The organism is Lentilitoribacter sp. JB5-8, from assembly GCF_055693385.1.
The window spans coordinates 1,763,915-1,779,818 of sequence record NZ_CM146332.1 but is presented as its reverse complement, the minus strand read 5'-3'; the positions used below and the strand labels follow the sequence as shown (position 1 = coordinate 1,779,818).

Here is a 15,904-nt window from a genome sequence, read left to right as displayed (position 1 = left end):
GGATTAAAATCCTTCATAATATTGCTATGAAAACACCATATGAACGCATATTTGAACGGCTAAATGAGATGGGGATGAAGCCTACAACAGCTTCTAAACTTGCGGATCTTGACCCCTCATATTTGCGAGAGCTTGCAAAAAACCCCAAAAGGCAGCCCCGGGGCGCTAGTGCTGAGAAACTTGCAAAGGTTTTGGGTAAGTCGGCGCAATGGATCCTATTTGGTATTGAAGATGTTAACGAAGAAGAAATAGAGCGCAATTTCACCGTTGATCCAAAGATTTTAGAAGAAGCGATGGAGCAAACTAAAAAGGTGATCGTTTTTACAAATTCAAAACCAACGCGAGAAGATGAATGCAAAATGATTGCTTTTCATTATGAAGAAATATTTCGAAAAATAAACAATCTTGCCCCATTGGAAGTGCATCATATTCCACCCGATGGCGAGGCTCCGGCAGCTGAATAATGCTCGCTTTATAACATTTGCGTTTAAATCGTTTCTCAATTACAATTCATGGTTTAATATAAGTGATATTTTTCTAGACCTGTGTTTTTGTTTCGCGTAATTTCACCCATAAGAGAAAGCCAAAACCGTGGATTATATTTCAACCATAATCGCAAGATCACCCAAAATTGACGATGATGAACGCTATCGTCGCATCTTAGCATATATTGAAGAGTGTAATTTACATTCATGTTTAGCAATTGCATTGCTTTACATTGGTTATGAACCTAAAGATCATGCAAAAAACATTTTCATTGCAGACCATTTGTTGTCTGATGATGAGAAAAATGAGTTAACAGAACTTCTTGAGGCCGCAGCATTTAACAAAGCGCGCCCACAGCCGGAGACAAAACACTAGATGAGCCGCATTCATCCCATGAACGAGAAAGAGCTCCTCAAAGCAGATACACCTGATTTGATGATTGAGCTTTACGAATGGTCCAAAAGGGGCCATGCTGTCATGGATCACGCTCTTGTTGAAATGTCTCCTTATTTAACCTTTACCCACACAGACCTCACCACTGATCAACCGCCAAGTTTTTATTTAATTGGCAAGAAATCAGCAGCAAGGGATGTGTTTGGCAATCAATGGGCAGATAATATTCGATTATCTCAAGCATCTCCGATCAAAAACCATAAACAACCTTCTGCAGAAGGTTATTTCAAAGCATTACAGAATGATTTTAACTTTGATCACGTGGAATTTGATACCAAAGACGTTAAAGGAACTTACCGCCGGTTGATTGTGCCTGTCAGAACTGAAATTGGTATGCAACCATCGTTTTTTGTCATGCTGCCAATGCCAATTCAGATCGAGCATAAACGCCGTAAGCTAAATGTTGAAGATCGCTCAAATTCGAATAAACCAGGGCGAAATTTTCATTAGTCCCGTCTGGTACCACTGACCAATCGATTAACTGCGTTTGACAGCAAGCATAACCAGACTTAATTGGCAGCCATGCTTCGGCCATACGCGGTGCGACAACTGCATAACAAAAATCCGGCCGAAAGCGGCTTAAAGAGATCAACAAAGAGAGTCTGGGGAGTAAATGTCCCAATCCCCTCACCTTGTGCTTCTTCGCAATCCAGAAATCACCTTGGTAAACCACGTCCCCAACAATTTCATGCGCGCGCGGCGCATGATCAGATCCCGTTTTGCCACCTAAAATGCGGGGATATTGCTTGCTGAGCAATTGTGCAAGGCTCGTGCGACCCAAACAATCTTTACGTGCTGCAATTGTAGCAACCAGCTTATCTTGCTCATCATAAAGTACCAATGAGAAACTATTGCCACTGGTAAAGTCAAAGTTCCCCTCATCACATTGCTCAGTTAACATACGATCATCGCGCATTTTGCAAATTTGTTTAAACGTGGAAAAATCGCTCGACTGAACAATTTTATACCCCAAGGCTGAAATCTCCTTTGCAGTGTAAATAATTGATGCTGAAATAACCAAGTCTGAATGTCTGTCCAATATGTTTTCGCTCATAATAAATTCCTCAATAGAACCACAAAGAACTACACCGAATAATAGAAAAGTTGTGAAATCAATATGCGGGTTGCAAGAAAATTATGTGACAGTTTTGACCTATGGTTGCGCTTATCAAAGGATAAAAATCCTTTAATTTTAAAACCAAGGATTCTTATCCCTTGCAACGAAAAATATAAAATAGTTATTTAAAAACAAAATAGTAAGCAGATAGATCTACTTACACAGTGTGAAGCAACTTATATAGAATTTGGCTGATACACGCGATAGATTATCGTGTTTGATCAAGCAGACGTTTACACTCAAGAAGATCATAAAGCGCCTCTTGTAGTAGTGCCCTGTCTTCTTCGGCAAGCGCTTTGTTTGAACCTACAGATGGTGTTGTATTTGCTTGAACATCTTCATCCTTTTTCCGCTGCAAGAAACGCAATGATGAAGGTGCTTTAGCCTTTCCAAGGATGTGATTAGGTTCAGGAGCTTCTACTTGCGGTGCTGCGGATACTTCCCGGGCGCCTTGCATTACCATTGTTTCATCTTCTTCAGCTTCTTTTGCAGCTAAAATGGCTTCTGCAGCAGCTGTGTCGCCAGCACCAATAGCGATCACATAGCGATTGCCATTTTGCTTTAAGAGCTTTTGTACGCCCTTAATTGTATATCCTTGATCATAAAGAAGATGGCGGATGCCTTGTAGCAAGACAAAATCATCAGGCCGATAATAACGGCGCCCACCAGCCCGTTTCATAGGCTTGATTTGTGAAAATCTTGTTTCCCAAAAACGCAACACATGTTGCGGTAAGCTCAACTCTTCAGCTACTTCCGAAATGGTTCGAAAGGCATCTGGTGACTTATCCACTAAACTCTCCCAAGCGATGGAACGCTAGTGCATGCGATTATTTTCGCTTTATTGCCCTAACGACGTTGTACCCCCCAACACACTATTCACTCAAACTTGCTTCCGGCTTACGCATTTAAGCAAAATTGGAAGTTTACGCATTGAACTAAAGGCACCCTAACCAAAGGCTCGGATCAGGTCCATATACTAAATGTTGTATAAACAGCTAGCTTTTGCGTTTTTGGTGAGATTTTAGTACGCGCTGCTTTAAAACGTTAGACGCTTTGAAGGAAACTACTTTGCGAGGTGTAATGGGTACCTCTTCACCCGTTTTCGGATTACGTCCAATCCGCTCAGTCTTATCGCGCGCCTGGAATGTCGCAAATGACGACATTTTTACAGTTTCACCGCGAACGATGGAATCGCAGATTTCGTCAATAATCATTTCGACCAGGTCAGACGACTCTGTCCGGGACAATCCAACACGGCGGAAAACTGCCTCTGCTAGATCTGCTCTTGTAACCGTTTTACCACTCATCTGTGCCACCCGTTCTGATAAAAAACACATCCCTCACATCAGATTTAAGACAATTTATCCTGTATCGTCAAGCATTTGTCGGGATTAGTTTAGTTATGAAATAATTATGCTACATTCTTGCTGTTTTTAGAAGAATATATCATTCACATCTAAAAACACCATAACCCAAAGTTGGATTTTACCACCTGAGTAAAACCGCACCCCAGGTAAAACCACCACCCATGGCTTCCAACAAAATTGTTTGGCCTTCTTCGATCTTACCTGATTCTGCAGTTTGAGATAAGGCAATTGGAATAGACGCCGCCGAGGTGTTTCCAGTTTGATCAACGTTGATCACGACCTTAGATGGATCGATATTCAATTTCTTTGCTGATGCATCGATAATACGTTTATTTGCTTGATGGGGAATGAACCAATCAATGCTTTCAGCATCCATTTGCGTTGCGGCGAATGCATCTTCAATCACATCTGTGATCATGCCAACTGCGTGTTTAAACACTTCCCTGCCCTGCATGCGAAGATGCCCGACAGTTTGTGTGGTGGAAGGTCCACCATCGACATATAGCTTATCTTTATGTGACCCGTCAGAACGAAGATGCGCCGATAATATACCACGATCTGAAGTCAGCCCGCGGCCTTCTTGTGCTTCAAGCACAACTGCACCTGCACCGTCGCCGAACAAAACGCATGTCGTTCTGTCTTCCCAATCAATCAGCTTTGACATTGTTTCCGCACCAATGACCAAAATGCGCTTGGCTTGACCGCTTCGCAGATACATATCCGCGCTTGTTAGCGCGAAAATAAAGCCCGAACACACAGCTTGCAGGTCAAACGCTGCGCCATGCCTCATACCCAGACGATTTTGAATATTGACCGCTGTTGAAGGAAAGGTATTGTCAGGCGTTGTTGTGGCGACAATGATCATATCAAGATCATCAGCAGTTACACCAGCGCGTTCCATTGCTTTGCGTCCTGCTGCTTCACCTAAACTTGCGCTGGTCTCACCTTCACCTGCTATGTGACGTTGTTTGATACCCGTTCTTTGTACAATCCATGCATCATTGGTATCAACGGTTTTTTCAAGCTCCTGATTGGTTACAACACGCTTTGGAAATGCGTGACCGAATCCTGTGATAACTGAACGAATCATGAAGCTGTTGGCCCCTCACTTGTATCTGTTTCAGCTTCAATGGAAGCTGCGCCCGGACCACGGGTATAATATTGGTCCAGATCATTTTCAATCTTATTCTGCAAGCCATTTCGAGCCATATCAAAGCCCATCTCAACCGCTGCGGCAAATCCTTGCGCGCTTGCACCACCGTGGCTTTTTACCACTACGCCATTGAGCCCCAAAAACACACCGCCATTCACGCGGCTTGGATCCATTTTCTGACGTAAACGGGCAAAAGCCTGTCGGGCAAATAAGTAGCCAATTTTAGCCATGAATGTTGTCGACATTGCAGCACGCAAATATTCACCGATTTGGCGCGCGGTACCTTCCGCCGTTTTAAGCGCAATGTTCCCAGCAAATCCTTCAGTTACCACCACATCAACTGTGCCTTTACCCAAATCATCGCCTTCAACAAAGCCGGCATAGTCCAGACCAGAAAATTCGGACTCTTTCAGCAGGTGTCCCGCTTCTTTAACCTCTTCTTGGCCTTTAATTTCCTCAACACCGATATTTAATAAACCAACCGTAGGCTTCTCAACGCCAAATAAAGCACGTGCCATAGCAGCGCCCATTAATGCAAAATCGAGCAGCTGTTGTGCATCGGCGTCGAGTGTAGCCCCCACATCTAAGACAATGCTCTCACCGCGAATGGTCGGCCAAATAGCAGCGATTGCCGGACGTTCGATATTGGCCATTGTGCGCAAACAAAATTTTGACATGGCCATCAACGCACCCGTATTACCGGCGGAAATACATACATCTGCCTGGCCAACTTTGACCGCTTCAATCGCCTGCCACATTGTTGATCTTTTGCGACCTTTGCGAAGCGCCTGGCTGGGCTTATCTGACATTGTAACGGCAAGCTCACAATTGTGGAACTCGGAGACGGCTTTGACAGCCGGGTATTCATCCAGAACCGGCAGACATTCTTCTTCAAGTCCAAACATCTGGTACTTAATTGAAGGATGACGTTCTAATGCAATTGCCGCCCCAGCTACAATTACAGAAGGGCCGTGATCACCGCCCATCAAATCAATTGAGATTGTGGTCAACTCGCAATCCTTTGCATTTGCCAATCCTTAAAAATTACGCCGAAAATAACCATTTTTGCGCCCTGTACAACTTTATTCTTGCCAAATTGGAATATAATTCAGCTCAATTCGTCTTTAATTGATGCAAGTGCAGCAAAAGGAGACGGAGCCTTATCATCTTCTATATCCGAAACTTGAAATTTATCATCGATAATGGCATCAGGATCTCGCGGATAAGGGTCGATCACCAGCGCGGCATATTCTGCAACGACTTCGCCAATATCAATGGTATTTGCAGTAAATGTGTCTGGAATGTCGGGCCCGTCGACATCAATGATAATTTCACCATCCTGAATATCATCTCGGCGCGCAAGTTTTGACGTTTCAGGCACAAAATGAGCGGTAAACTCATCCTCGATCAATGTCGAAATGGGTTGAAGTGATGCAACGCACTTTTGTTTTAGCTCACCACGAAACGTACCCGCTACACGAATGCCATCGCGTTTCCATCGGCTTAATCTCACATCAGCCTTTAAGGCATCCACACCAAGAATATTCCATAACTTTGCAAGGTCTTCTCGCTCAGTCTCATCCGCTTCGATTGTGATCGTGACCGCATTTGAAGCAACGTGACCTACTTTGACCGGAAATGAAAATGGTATATTTTCATCATACTCTTTTGTCCGCTCTGGCATGGTGATATTCTGCTTTCTAAGCTCTTGCGACTTTTAAATTACCTTGCGCCATCTCTTCAACATTATGAACAGAGAGCGCTTTATTTGTTGCAATTAAATAACGGCCTAATTCTGACATATCTGGTGCTTGTTCAATATTTTCTGGAAACAAATTGCGGATCAAAGCGACATTGAGTTCCTCAACGTCATCTTTTTCGATGGCTTTACCATAAGAATCAGCGCGACCATAGAACATCCCAGCTAGCTTTTTCATACGTTTGGGTACGCCTGCATCACCAATGCCAAGCTCCCGAATGGAATGATCAATATCTTCAAAAAATGCGTCAATAATATCTTGAGCTAAGCCCTCAACCGCTTCACCCTTATCTTTGGTTGCGCGAAGATATAACATCATATGAATGGAGAGCATTTCAAAGCGTCCCAGCACTGTATCGGGCACATTCATATCACGATAGAACGTCAGTTGGCGGGCTGCATCTGTGAGTTCTGTATACTGTCTTTTGATGATAGCGCTATTTGATCTTTTTTTCGAAACAGATTGAGGATCATTTATATACCTTAAAAACCGAATATGGCTCATTAATATTAACTATTTAATGCTTATAAGATAGCCGAAGAGCCTAAGAGTGGATACATAGTTATAAATTGCTTTGATTGCCATAAAATAATCACTTATTGCACATACAACCTTTGAAATCTTGCATAACCTTGCAAGCTGGTTTACCAAAAGCTCGAATATTTTAATATGTGTGAGCGTTTTTGCCTGAAGGAGGCAGTGTTGTTGAACAGAGTTATCGGTCAAGCGGATCCAAAACGCTATTCTTTCCGCCCGCGATCCATTGTTGCAGGACTGACACTTTTAGCGGCTGCCACTGCGCTGAGTGCTTGCAATACATCCCAGGTGCTTAATCAGGGATATATTGTTGATCAGACGGCTTTAGAGGCGACGCCTGTTGGTTCAAGCCGTGAACAAGTGCTTTTGTCATTGGGAACACCATCTACAACGCAGGTTATCGATTCAAACGAAGTCTTTTATTATATTTCGCAACAACGCAAACGTGGGCTCGCTTTTCAAAAAACCAAACTGGTCGGACAATCCGTACTAGCTGTCTATCTTGATGGCGAAGGTACGGTATCACGTCTCGCGAATTATACGCTTCAAGATGGTAAAGTCTTTGACATGATCTCGCGCACAACCCCAACAGGTGGTGCAGAGCGTGGCTTCTTAGCTGGTGTGCTTGGTGGCTTTACTGGTGGCGGGAGCCCAAGCAACCCTACTGGTTTTTAAGCCCTTCAAAATCCAAGTTTCAAAACAAAACCCCGCTGATATTTCTATCAACGGGGTTTTTCTTTTTTGATCTATACTCGTTGGTTTAATGTGCCAAAACAGCGAGTAGCAACAGTGCCATAATGTTGGTGATCTTAATGGCTGGGTTCACCGCAGGACCTGCAGTATCCTTATAAGGATCACCCACTGTATCACCTGTGACAGATGCTTTATGCGCTTCGCCACCTTTTTCATGCTTCACACCATCTTTATCGATAAAGCCGTCTTCAAAAGACTTCTTTGCATTATCCCATGCGCCACCACCTGATGTCATGGAAATAGCGACAAAGAGACCATTCACAATCACACCGAGAAGTGAAGCACCAAGCGCTGCAAATGCAGATGCTTTTGAACCTGAAATGATCAATACACCGAAGTATACGAATAATGGCGCAAGGACAGGCAGCAGTGATGGTACGATCATTTCCTTAATCGCAGCACGTGTTAGCATGTCCACGGCACGGCCATAATCAGGCTTTTCTGTGCCCTCCATAATGCCAGGCTTTTCCTTGAACTGCGCACGCACTTCTTCCACAACCGCACCACCTGCGCGACCAACGGAAGTCATAGCAATACCACCGAAGAGATATGGAATAAGACCACCAAAGATAAGCCCCGCCACAACATATGGGTTGGATAGATCAAAGGATATCTCGCCCACATCAGCAAAATATGGATATTGTTCTGCATTGGATGCAAAATACGCCAAATCATTTGAGTAAGCTGCAAACAAGACAAGTGCGCCCAGACCAGCTGAACCAATCGCGTAACCCTTTGTCACAGCTTTTGTTGTGTTACCGACCGCATCAAGCGCATCAGTTGCCTGACGAACTTCAGATGGCAGACTAGACATTTCAGCAATACCACCAGCGTTATCTGTTACTGGACCAAATGCATCAAGCGCAACGATCATACCAGCGATACCAAGCATAGCTGTTACAGCAATACCAGTTCCGAACAAACCACCGAATTGGTATGTTGCGATAATACCGCCCACAATAACAATCGCTGGAAGCGCTGTTGATTCAAGCGATACAGCCAAACCTTGAATAACGTTTGTACCGTGACCGGTTACAGATGCTTGTGAAATTGAATTTACAGGACGCTTATCTGTGCCTGTATAATATTCAGTGATCACAACGATAAGACCAGTAACGACAAGACCCAAAATACCACAGATAAATAGGTTTGTACCGGTAATAGATTTACCAGCGACAACACCGATCTCACCCCAACCAATGGTCAAAGATGTAGCAGCACCAAGTGTGATGATAGACAAAATACCTGTGACGATGAGACCTTTATAGAGCGCGCCCATAATGGAACCATTTTGGCCAAGCTTAACAAAGAACGTTCCGATAATGGATGTAATGATTGAACCACCGCAAATAGCTAGTGGGTAGAGCATCACACTATCCAAGATACCTGAACCTGCAAAGAAGATCGCAGCTAACACCATGGTCGCAACAACCGTCACCGCATAGGTTTCAAATAAATCAGCGGCCATGCCAGCACAATCGCCAACATTATCACCCACGTTATCAGCAATCGTAGCTGGGTTACGTGGATCATCCTCGGGAATACCCGCTTCCACTTTACCAACAAGGTCACCACCAACGTCAGCACCTTTGGTGAAAATACCACCGCCGAGACGCGCAAAGATTGAGATTAATGAAGCACCAAATCCAAGTGCAACCAATGCATCGATCACTTCGCGAGACGCTGTACCAAGCCCCATCGGACCGATAAGGATATAGTAGTATACCGCAACGCCCAAAAGCGCCAAGCCGGCTACAAGCATGCCTGTGATCGCACCTGATTTAAACGCGATATCAAGACCTGCTGAAATGCTGTTGGCAGATGCTTGTGCTGTACGAACATTGGCGCGAACAGAGACGTGCATGCCAATAAAGCCTGCGACACCTGATAATACCGCACCAATTAAAAAGCCAATCGCAGCTGTTGCTGATAGCAAGAGCCAAACCAATACAAACACCACAGCTCCCACAATTGCGATTGTTGTATATTGGCGATTTAGATATGCAGAAGCTCCTTCACGGATATAACCCGCGATTTCCCGCATCCGCTCATTGCCTTGATCAGCAGCAAGTACGGATTTCGTTGCCCAGACCGCATATACGATCGACAAGATGCCGCATAATATTACTAATAACAATATTCCCATTTTTGGAAATTCCTCCTCCGATTATAGGCCCAAAAAGAGCCCACCCTTTTCAAACAAATGGCGTTTGCCTCCTCCGCAAAGTGCCAGTGATGCGCGCAGTGAAGGACAGCAAGGTGAAAAGGTCAAGTTGAATCGTTAAAATTTTAGAAAGAATCACTAAATATAGACAAGTAGACACAACAATTAGTAGCTGGGAAACCTGTGTATCTTAATAAGCATGTGCGTCTATACGACGTTGTTTTGCCGAATGTATAAGCAATATAAGTAAAGCAAGGCCACATACAGGCCATAAGATGGCCGTTAAAACTTGCCACCCCCAATAGTTGAGCACCTGCCCTGCTGCCAGTGATGATAAAGCAACCAAGGAGAACAAGAACCCGTCATGGAACCCCTGAACCTTGTTTTTCTCAGAAGCGCGATAGCTGACGGAAACCATGGAGGTCGCGCCGATAAAACCAAAGTTCCATCCGACACCTAAGAGTACAAGCGCTAACCAAAAATTCCAAAGCTCGATGCCCATAAATCCGATAAAGGCGCAAATGATCATGATCAAAAGACCCGTTGCCGTGATACGATCAGCGCCATAACGGGTAATGAGTTTACCCGTGAAAAAGCTTGGTGCGTACATTGCCAATACGTGCCACTGGATCCCCAGAGTGGATTGATCCGGGCTAAAGCCGCAAATCATCATCGCAATAGGCGTACCCGTCATCATAAATGTCATCATAGCAAAGGATACAACGCCACACATCATGGCCACCATGAATTTGGGTTGCGTGATGATCTCTTTTAGTGGTCTTTCATCGTGGCCTTCACCAGTTTGCTCTTGCTGTTTATCTTCAGTTGGAATGCGCAGGAAGCTCAGGATAAAAATGCCAATCAATAAGACCGGTATGATACCCAAAAAGCTTCCAGCGAACGGGATCGGATCAAAAAAACCGCCCATTTGAATGGCGACCTGCGGGCCGATCACCGCTGCAAAAATACCGCCCATCGCCACCCAAGAAATTGCCTGTGGCTTAAATGCTTTTGGCGCTCCATCGGCAGCAGCAAACCGATATTGATTGGAAAAGGCCATGCCATTACCGATGAATACTAAGCCTAAGGCCAACATAACAAATAGCCCGTTTAACAAGGCCAGCGTTGCAAGTGCACAACCCAACATTCCAAGACACGCGCCAGCAATAAATCCGGTTCTACGTCCAACACGTCGCATAAGATAAGCTGCAAGAAATGCACCTAATGCAGTTCCCAGATTAAAACCCATTACAGGTAAAGTTGCCCAGGATTTGTCTTCATCTAATAGGTAATGCCCAGCCAATCCACCAGTTGCAACAGCTACCGGTGCCATAGAGCCAGTAAAAGCCACGGTCGCACCAAGTATTGCTGCATTATATTTTGCAAGCGCGAGATCTTCTTTTGGCTGAGCCGGAGCATTGGACATTGAAGGTTGTCTTTCGAATTATCTTAGCTGTTGCGCCATTTCCGTGCCAATCGATCCAACACCGCATTAACAAGTTTTGGCTCATCATCTTCTTCGAAAAATGCGCGCGCGATATCGACATATTCGTTGATGATCACAGCTGTCGGCACATCTTTTCGATCGTTCAATTCAAACGCGCCAGCACGTATGATGGCGCGCAAAGTGGAATCAATACGCGAAAGTGGCCAATCATCGGTCAAAACACCATGAATTTCAGGATCAAGCTCTAATTGCTGTGCGACAACGCCCTTGACGATCAGATTAAACCAATCGGCATCTGCGTCTCTATATTGATCGCCATCCATCTCACTGCCTAAGCGATTGCTTCTGAAATCGGCAATAACTTCGGTGACATGTTCGCCTGACATATCTAGCTGATACAACGCCTGTACTGCAGCAAGTCTAGCTACGCCACGTTTATTGGCTGGTTTGATCTCAGGGTTTTGGCCCGTTTGTGAAGCATCATTGCTCATTTTTACACTCGTTTTTTATTTTATAACGCTAAGTTGAAAGTTGCGCTTTGATCTTGATCATTTTTAACGCGGCACGAGCAGCAAACCCGCCTTTATCCAACTCTGATTTTTTAACCCGCGCCCAGGCCTGGTCTGCGTTTTCAACCGTCATAATGCCATTACCAAGCGCAATCGATTCGCTCACAGATAGCTGAGTTAAGCCACGCGCCGATTCATTACAAACAATATCAAAATGATAAGTTTCACCGCGGATTACGATACCCAATGCAATAAAGCCATCATATTGCGTGCCGCCTTCATCCATACCATCAAGCGCCATTGCAATGGTTGCAGGGATTTCTAGCGCACCATCAACTGAGATCACATCGTAGCTCGCGCCAGCATCTTTTAACGCTGACACTGCACCGTCTAAAATTGCGTCAGACATATCATCGTAAAATCTTGCTTCTACGATCAGCAAATGTGGTGCTTTTGACATGGTATGGCTCCAAATATAGCAAATGTGGATTGTAAAAAAGTCAGAACCCGCTCAAATCATGGTTCTTTACAAGTCGCAAGTAAATTCTCGGCTTTGATGCCTATGCATCGCCTCTTTTCATCATATGTTCGACGAGACGCGCCACATGTCGTGCCATTTGGTCAATTTCAATATTGACTTCATCACCAACAGCACGTTGCCCCCATGTGGTTACATCCTGAGTATGCTTGATCAAAAGCACATCAAAAACCGGCCCCTTAACCTCATTGATCGTAAGCGATGTTCCATCGAGGGTAACCGAACCTTTTGGTGCGATATAGATGGCAAGATCTTCTGGCGCTTTGAACCTAAAGCGAACCGCATCACCTTCCATGATTTTCTCAATGATCTCAGCTTTGCCGTCTACATGGCCAGATACCATATGACCACCCAATTCGTCACCCATTTTAAGTGCACGCTCGAGATTTATCTGATCGCCAACTTTGATCGAACCAATGGTCGTTAAGCGTAAGGCTTCTTCCCAAGCCTCAACGACAAACCAACAGTCATTCGATCTTTGTTCGGGAAGCTCAGTGACCGTTAGACATGTTCCCGCACATGCAATAGATGCGCCGATATCAATCGTCTTAGGATCAAATTTGGTTTTTATCTTGATCTTTAAGCCTGATTTAAGCTGTTCCAGCTCAGAAATTTCACCGATATCTGTGATGATGCCTGTAAACACGTCATGCGATCCTAGTTTATTTTCTGATATTCATACATGACATCTGGTCCAAATGTCAGCTTGTTTTTAAGTGCAAACCCTTGCGGCATATTATCTGGTGAAAGCGGTGCTTTGATTTTCACCGCATCTTCCTGCACATCCAAGTCCATGTTTGACTGAAGGAGGATTATTCGATCCACAAGACCTGATTTGATAAAACTGGATGCGATCTGTGCACCGCCCTCAACCAGTAAAGTTGAGATTTCGGAAGTGGCAAGATGATTTAAGAGCTCGTTCAGTTGCACATCATCTTTGTCGTTAGAAAGGTGTAAAATTTCCGCGCCGTGTTTTTTATAATCATCAAGGATGAGATGATCAGCTTTTGTTGCGATGATAAGTTTATAATTGTCTGCAGTTTGAACCAAATTGGATTTGATGGGTGTCTTTAGTCTTCGGTCTAAAACCACACGAGCAGGCGAGCGATGTTCAAGCCCTTTTAGTCTGCAAGTCAGCGTTGGGTTGTCATTTTCAACTGTCCCCGCACCAACCAAGATCGCATCATTGTTCGCGCGTAAGACCTGAACTTGTCCGTTGGAAATTTCACCAGTGATCTTTATCTGTTCACCACTGTGAGTACCAATATAACCATCCTTTGTCATTGCCATTTTTAACGTTACAAAGGGGCGAGATTGGCGCTTGCGCATTAAATATCCGGCTAAACCATATTCAGCCTCTGATGCTATGGTTTTTTCGACGACTTTAACGCCTGCGGCGCGCAATTTAGCAAAGCCCTGCCCTGCGACGCGATCATCGGGATCATCCGCTGCAACGATAACACGTCTTACCCCAGCATCAATCAAAGCATCTGCACATGGTGGGGTCTTACCGTAATGAGAGCACGGCTCAAGCGTGACATAAATATCAGCACCTTTTGCTTTGCTGCCCGCTTGTGTCAGCGCAACAACTTCAGCATGAGGTCTCCCACCTATTGCAGTAACGCCCCGCCCGACAATAACGGGTTGATTATCAATATATTTAACCACAAACGCCGCAACAGATGGATTTTCAGCTGTCAGGCCTTCGTTTTTGCGCGCAAAGCGAATTGCGGCGCGCATGAATTTTAAGTCTAAAATATCTTGATCAGAACGGATTTCCTCATCCTGTGTTGATGAAGGAGGTGTATGCTCTGCGCTAGTCGTCATCACCAGCATCGCGTGCGATCTTCGCACTTAATGTTTCGATGATTTTTTCAAAATCATTGGCTGCTGTGAAGTCCTGATAAACTGATGCATAGCGGACAAAACCTACGTCATCGAGTGCTTTGAGCGCCTCTAACGCAAGCATACCAATTGCATCTGTTTCAATCTCAGTTTCACCTGAACTTTCAAGCCGACGAACAATTCCGGATACGGCACGATCAATCCGGTCGCGATCCACCGGACGCTTGCGAAGCGCAATATCAAATGACTTTTGCAGTTTTTCGCGATCAAACGGGACTTTACGCCCCGTTTTCTTAAGCACTTGCAAGTCTCGCAACTGAACACGCTCAAATGTGGTGAAACGACCACCACAATCTGGGCATACGCGGCGGCGGCGGATCGCAGAACCATCTTCAGCGGGCCGCGAATCTTTCACCTGACTGTCATGAGACGAGCAATATGGACAGCGCATTCATTAAGCTCCAATGCTTTGATAAACTGGGAACTTATCCGTCAGCGCAATGACTTTCGCTTTTACAGCTTCTTCAACGGCTGTGTTGCCATCTTCGGCATTTGCTTCGCTTAGGCCATTGACCACTTCCAAAATCATTTCGCCAACCTGGCGGAATTCATCTGGACCAAAGCCACGAGTTGTTGCAGCAGGCGTACCTAAACGAATGCCTGAAGTTACAAATGGAGATTGCGGATCATTTGGCACACCATTTTTATTACATGTGATAAACGCGCGACCTAGAGACGCTTCTGTTGCTTTACCTGTCACATTTTTCGGCTGAAGATCAACCAACATCAAATGCGTGTCTGTACCGCTGGAAATGATGTTTAAACCACCGTCGACAAGTGTTTTTGCAAGTACTTGGGCGTTTTCTTTCACATTGGACATATATGTTTTGTAATCGTCGGTTAGTGCTTCTTTAAACGCAACGGCTTTCGCTGCGATCACATGCATCAATGGACCACCTTGGAGACCTGGGAAGACAGCTGAATTGATTTTCTTCGCAATCGTTTCGTCATTGGTCAACACCATACCACCACGCGGACCGCGCAAAGTTTTATGCGTTGTTGTTGTTGCAACATGTGCATGCGGGAATGGGCTTGGGTGAACACCAGCTGCAACAAGACCAGCAAAGTGGGCCATATCAACCCATAGAATTGCATCCACTTTGTCAGCAATTTCGCGGAACTTAGCAAAATCAATCTCACGAGAATAAGCAGAACCACCGGCAACAATGATTTGTGGCTTGTGCTCAAGTGCTAAAGCTTCAACTTGATCATAGTCAAGCAAACCAGTTTCAGCGACCACACCGTATTGAACAGCATTGAACCATTTACCGGAAAGATTTGGCTTTGCACCATGGGTAAGGTGACCACCTGCATCAAGGCTCATGCCCAATATGGTGTCACCTGGTTTTGAAAGCGCAAGAAGAACCGCTTGGTTTGCCTGCGAACCAGAGTTTGGCTGTACATTTGCAAAACCGCAGCCGAACAATTCTTTTGCACGATCAATTGCCAAGTTTTCGGCGATATCAACAAAATGACATCCACCATAATAACGTTTGCCAGGGTAACCTTCTGCATATTTGTTGGTCATAATCGACCCTTGCGCTTCCAAAACAGCGCGAGAAACAATGTTCTCAGATGCGATCAATTCAATTTCATGGCGTTGACGACCTAATTCTTGCTCTATTGAGCTGAAAATTTCAGAATCTTGGTCAGCGAGGGAGGCTGTGAAAAATGCGTTGGACATTTGTGGTTACCTTCAAAACTTGCAACGAGTC

Annotated in this window: 18 protein-coding genes and 1 pseudogene; 4 read left to right on the top strand and 15 right to left on the bottom strand. The window is 44.8% G+C overall.

Going from position 1 to position 15,904, the window contains the following annotated elements; translation table 11 throughout:
- Window positions 1–26 precede the first annotated feature (26 nt).
- From ACZ1GZ_RS08505 to ACZ1GZ_RS08495, 3 genes are all read left to right on the top strand, one after another.
- The gene (locus ACZ1GZ_RS08505) at window positions 27–464 is read left to right on the top strand and encodes a helix-turn-helix domain-containing protein (RefSeq protein WP_472668072.1); all 438 of its coding nucleotides are present in this window, start codon (window positions 27–29) and stop codon (window positions 462–464) included.
- A gap of 127 nt (window positions 465–591) precedes the next feature.
- Window positions 592–861, top strand: coding sequence for a hypothetical protein (locus ACZ1GZ_RS08500; RefSeq protein WP_472668071.1), 270 nt, complete (start codon window positions 592–594; stop codon window positions 859–861).
- Window positions 862–1,389: a hypothetical protein gene (locus tag ACZ1GZ_RS08495; RefSeq protein ID WP_472668070.1), complete on the top strand. Its 528-nt coding sequence runs from the start codon at window positions 862–864 to the stop codon at window positions 1,387–1,389.
- Here ACZ1GZ_RS08495 and ACZ1GZ_RS08490 read toward each other — a convergent pair.
- From ACZ1GZ_RS08490 to ACZ1GZ_RS08460, 7 genes and pseudogenes are all read right to left on the bottom strand, one after another.
- Window positions 1,292–1,993: a hypothetical protein gene (locus tag ACZ1GZ_RS08490; RefSeq protein WP_472668069.1), complete on the bottom strand. Its 702-nt coding sequence runs from the start codon at window positions 1,991–1,993 to the stop codon at window positions 1,292–1,294. The two genes, ACZ1GZ_RS08495 and ACZ1GZ_RS08490, sit on opposite strands and share 98 nt — an antisense overlap.
- A gap of 271 nt (window positions 1,994–2,264) precedes the next feature.
- Window positions 2,265–2,846: a MerR family transcriptional regulator gene (locus ACZ1GZ_RS08485; protein ID WP_472668068.1), complete on the bottom strand. Its 582-nt coding sequence runs from the start codon at window positions 2,844–2,846 to the stop codon at window positions 2,265–2,267.
- Between the two features lie 205 nt (window positions 2,847–3,051).
- The gene (locus tag ACZ1GZ_RS08480) at window positions 3,052–3,363 is read right to left on the bottom strand and encodes an integration host factor subunit alpha (protein ID WP_472668067.1); all 312 of its coding nucleotides are present in this window, start codon (window positions 3,361–3,363) and stop codon (window positions 3,052–3,054) included.
- Window positions 3,364–3,541: 178 nt separating this feature from the next.
- Entirely contained in the window at window positions 3,542–4,513 is a 972-nt protein-coding gene (locus ACZ1GZ_RS08475) for a beta-ketoacyl-ACP synthase III (RefSeq protein WP_472668066.1), read from the bottom strand.
- Window positions 4,510–5,586: a phosphate acyltransferase PlsX gene (gene plsX, locus ACZ1GZ_RS08470; protein ID WP_472668065.1), complete on the bottom strand. Its 1,077-nt coding sequence runs from the start codon at window positions 5,584–5,586 to the stop codon at window positions 4,510–4,512. Before plsX ends, ACZ1GZ_RS08475 begins: the two co-directional genes overlap by 4 nt.
- A 98-nt stretch (window positions 5,587–5,684) precedes the next feature.
- Window positions 5,685–6,260, bottom strand: coding sequence for a YceD family protein (locus ACZ1GZ_RS08465; RefSeq protein WP_472668064.1), 576 nt, complete (start codon window positions 6,258–6,260; stop codon window positions 5,685–5,687).
- Between the two features lie 16 nt (window positions 6,261–6,276).
- Window positions 6,277–6,809, bottom strand: a pseudogene (locus tag ACZ1GZ_RS08460) (ubiquinol-cytochrome C chaperone family protein).
- Window positions 6,810–7,005: 196 nt separating this feature from the next.
- On the opposite strand from ACZ1GZ_RS08460, the gene ACZ1GZ_RS08455 reads away from it, so the two are divergent.
- On the top strand, window positions 7,006–7,548 hold the full coding sequence (locus tag ACZ1GZ_RS08455; RefSeq protein ID WP_472668063.1) for an outer membrane protein assembly factor BamE: 543 nt from the start codon (window positions 7,006–7,008) through the stop codon (window positions 7,546–7,548).
- 85 nt (window positions 7,549–7,633) lie between these two features.
- Here the strand turns inward: ACZ1GZ_RS08455 and ACZ1GZ_RS08450 are convergent, their stop codons facing one another.
- The 8 genes from ACZ1GZ_RS08450 to glyA form a co-directional block, all read right to left on the bottom strand.
- A complete protein-coding gene (locus ACZ1GZ_RS08450; RefSeq protein ID WP_472668062.1) occupies window positions 7,634–9,772 on the bottom strand; it encodes a sodium-translocating pyrophosphatase in 2,139 nt (712 codons plus the stop codon).
- Window positions 9,773–9,980: 208 nt separating this feature from the next.
- Window positions 9,981–11,216, bottom strand: coding sequence for an MFS transporter (locus ACZ1GZ_RS08445; protein ID WP_472668061.1), 1,236 nt, complete (start codon window positions 11,214–11,216; stop codon window positions 9,981–9,983).
- Between the two features lie 23 nt (window positions 11,217–11,239).
- A complete protein-coding gene (nusB, locus tag ACZ1GZ_RS08440; protein WP_472668060.1) occupies window positions 11,240–11,728 on the bottom strand; it encodes a transcription antitermination factor NusB in 489 nt (162 codons plus the stop codon).
- Window positions 11,729–11,756: 28 nt separating this feature from the next.
- Window positions 11,757–12,206, bottom strand: coding sequence for a 6,7-dimethyl-8-ribityllumazine synthase (ribH, locus tag ACZ1GZ_RS08435; RefSeq protein WP_472668059.1), 450 nt, complete (start codon window positions 12,204–12,206; stop codon window positions 11,757–11,759).
- A gap of 100 nt (window positions 12,207–12,306) precedes the next feature.
- Complete coding sequence (locus ACZ1GZ_RS08430; protein ID WP_472668058.1) at window positions 12,307–12,930, bottom strand: riboflavin synthase; 624 nt, start codon at window positions 12,928–12,930, stop codon at window positions 12,307–12,309.
- An 11-nt stretch (window positions 12,931–12,941) separates the two neighbouring features.
- Window positions 12,942–14,111 (bottom strand): bifunctional diaminohydroxyphosphoribosylaminopyrimidine deaminase/5-amino-6-(5-phosphoribosylamino)uracil reductase RibD, encoded by a 1,170-nt coding sequence (ribD, locus tag ACZ1GZ_RS08425; RefSeq protein WP_472668057.1) that lies wholly within the window; start codon window positions 14,109–14,111, stop codon window positions 12,942–12,944.
- Window positions 14,101–14,580, bottom strand: a complete 480-nt coding sequence (nrdR, locus tag ACZ1GZ_RS08420) for a transcriptional regulator NrdR (RefSeq protein ID WP_472668056.1) — start codon at window positions 14,578–14,580, stop codon at window positions 14,101–14,103. Before nrdR ends, ribD begins: the two co-directional genes overlap by 11 nt.
- A gap of 3 nt (window positions 14,581–14,583) precedes the next feature.
- Window positions 14,584–15,873 carry a serine hydroxymethyltransferase gene (gene glyA, locus ACZ1GZ_RS08415; RefSeq protein WP_472668055.1) on the bottom strand — a complete coding sequence of 430 codons (1,290 nt, stop codon included), beginning with the start codon at window positions 15,871–15,873 and terminating at the stop codon, window positions 14,584–14,586.
- Window positions 15,874–15,904 lie beyond the last annotated feature (31 nt).